Below are 2,529 nucleotides of genomic sequence, written 5' to 3'. Positions count from 1 at the left end.
ACCACTTATAAATTCATGAGTGTTAAATTCTTGAACTTCATATCCACAACCTGCTGTCCATTTTATACCGAAGATGTTATTACCTTTAACATGCTGCAACCAGCCTGTTTCTAGTATGGCTTGAGCTATGGTTAGGGATGGGAGTATGTTGTATTTTTCATAGGATAGTAAAGCTCCTGGGATGAGACTTTTTATTATTTGGGTTTTGTCCATTGGTGATTCCTCCTTTAGGGTTTTAACTTATATATATGATACTTTGTCACGGTTATCTACCAATGGAGGATATCACTGTAAGAAGCTCAGAGAATACCGTGGTAGGGAGACTGATAAAATATCAGATTAATGAATCAGCGCTTCCAATTGTAATATTGTTACAATAAATAAATAAATTTAAAGCCTTTAAATAATTAAATCTTTTCAGAAAACTTCGCACAAAATTCTGGAACGTCATATATATTCAGTGAAAACAAAATGAAAGGAGTGATTAGTATGGCAGTTGTATCTACAAAAGTGGCAAGTGCATTAAGAATGACAATGAAAGTAGGGGTGGGAGAGGATGGCAAGGATCAGTTTGTAACAAAAACACTAAGTAATTTAAAAGTTACTGCAGTGGATACAGACATATTTGCAGTAGGACAAGCTATCTCTAATATCAAAACTTATCCATTATTTTCATTAGACAGACAAGATCAGTTTAGTTTACTTATGGAATAAGACTTATTGAATAGTTTTTCATCAAAAGTTTAAAATTTAAAGGAGGAATAATGATATGCATAAATTAATTATGAGATTTTTAACAGTTGTAGAAGGGAAGTATTTTACTTTAACTGTAGATGACATTAAAGCTGATGAAACTGGAGTGCCAACAGTCACAGAAATTGAGGTAAAGGCTCTTATGGATTTAGTTATCTCAAACAACATTTTCTTATCATCTAATGGAGATTTAGTTGGCAAGAAAGATGCTAAGATAGTTTCCACAGCTACTAGTACAGTTGCTGTAGCTTAGAAAAATAGCAACAGAGTAAAAAAGCATCTATAGAATAGACACTTTGAAAAAAGTGTTTGAGCTATAGATGCTTTTATTTGCAAAGGGGAACTACAGTTATCTGCATGCATATAATATAATATACAATTTATTAATATAAAGGAAGTAAGGTGAATTATGATTGTAAAAAAAGACTGGGATATATTCTTTGATGATGAGGTTAAGGGATTAACAAAATTAAATCTACCTGACCCAGAAACATTAGATTATTATGAGAGAATTAAAAATAGAGAAATATTTTGGAATTTTGATATTGATGATAGTTTGGTTGATTTTTCATTAATGATTATAAAGTGGAATAAACAGGACAAAGGTAAAACTTCTGATGAAAGAATCCCTATTAAGATCTTGATAAATTCTAATGGTGGCGATTTACCAGCGGTATTAAATTTCATAAACGTTCTTCAACTATCCAAAACACCGGTGTATACAATAGGCCTAGGGAAAACATACAGTTCTGCTGGATTAATGTTACTAGCAGGTTCAAAAGGACACAGATATGTGTTCCAAGATACAACAGCTTTAATTCATTCAGGTAGTACAGGTGCCATGGGTAATACAGATAAAGTTTTAGACAATTTTGAGTTTACACAAAGACAAGAAAAAAGAGTTAAAGATTTTATTGTAGCAAATACAAATATTACAGATAAACTCTATACTAAAAATTATCGAAAAGATTGGTGGCTTACGTCTGATGAAATTATTTCACTTGGGTTAGCCGATAAAATTATAACCGATTTAGATGAAATATTTTAATATTATTAGCAACAGCATTGTACGCTTCACTTCCAACATCTGATAGGTAATACTAATAAAAAAAATTTAGAAGCTATTCTTAAGAGAGGTTATATTCAACTAATTTTCTATATAATGTTCGTCTTGATATTCCAAGATATTTAGCTGTTTTTGTTTTGTTGTACTTATTGATATCTAGTGCTTTTATCATCTTTTCTTTATCACCTAAATTAACCGTATTTTTATCATTTATAACTATTGCAGCAGAATTATGAAGTTGCACAGGAGGATAGAGTTTAGATTCATTATAAAGTTGCAAGTCAGTGTTAAAATAAAGTTTTATATGGCTTAAAGTTATTATTGCATCGTCATAAATTTGAATTGTACCTTCCAAAAAGTTTTGTAATTCACGTACATTCCCTGGCCATGTATAGGTAACAAAAAAATCTTTAGCCTCAGGGGAAAGAGTAACAGGAAGCTTGTTTATTCTCTTACAAATAAGATTTATAAAATTATTTGTTAGGAGAAGAATATCTTCTTTTCTTTCTCTTAACGGAGGTATATTTATCCTTATAATTGCAAGGCGATAGAAAAGATCTTCTCTGAACTGTTTTTGTTTTATTTTCTCTTTTAAATTTTTATTTGTAGCTGTAATTATTCTTACATCAACACTTGTTGAAATATTGCTCCCAATCCTCATAAAATTTTTTTGTTCTATAACTCTTAAAAGTATAGCTTGAAGATCAAGC

At 30.4% G+C, this 2,529-nt stretch carries 5 protein-coding genes; 3 read left to right on the top strand and 2 right to left on the bottom strand.

Features of this window, described 5'->3' with window-relative positions; all coding sequences use genetic code 11:
* The coding region (locus VIM70_RS10610) for a glucosaminidase domain-containing protein (RefSeq protein ID WP_331944946.1) at positions 1 to 213 on the bottom strand (213 nt) is incomplete at its 3' end.
* Between the two features lie 276 nt (positions 214 to 489).
* On the opposite strand from VIM70_RS10610, the gene VIM70_RS10605 reads away from it, so the two are divergent.
* From VIM70_RS10605 to VIM70_RS10595, 3 genes are all read left to right on the top strand, one after another.
* A complete protein-coding gene (locus VIM70_RS10605; protein ID WP_331945731.1) occupies positions 490 to 714 on the top strand; it encodes a DUF1659 domain-containing protein in 225 nt (74 codons plus the stop codon).
* 55 nt (positions 715 to 769) lie between these two features.
* Positions 770 to 1,006: a DUF2922 domain-containing protein gene (locus VIM70_RS10600; protein WP_331945730.1), complete on the top strand. Its 237-nt coding sequence runs from the start codon at positions 770 to 772 to the stop codon at positions 1,004 to 1,006.
* 156 nt (positions 1,007 to 1,162) lie between these two features.
* Positions 1,163 to 1,801, top strand: a complete 639-nt coding sequence (locus tag VIM70_RS10595) for an ATP-dependent Clp protease proteolytic subunit (protein WP_331945729.1) — start codon at positions 1,163 to 1,165, stop codon at positions 1,799 to 1,801.
* 79 nt (positions 1,802 to 1,880) lie between these two features.
* Here the strand turns inward: VIM70_RS10595 and VIM70_RS10590 are convergent.
* A partial coding sequence (locus VIM70_RS10590) for a sigma 54-interacting transcriptional regulator (protein WP_331945728.1) occupies positions 1,881 to 2,529 on the bottom strand: 649 nt, incomplete at its 5' end.

This window comes from Clostridium sp., from assembly GCF_036569345.1.
Lineage (GTDB): Bacteria > Bacillota > Clostridia > Clostridiales > Clostridiaceae > Clostridium_AD.
This window is presented reverse-complemented; position numbering and strand designations above follow the sequence as displayed.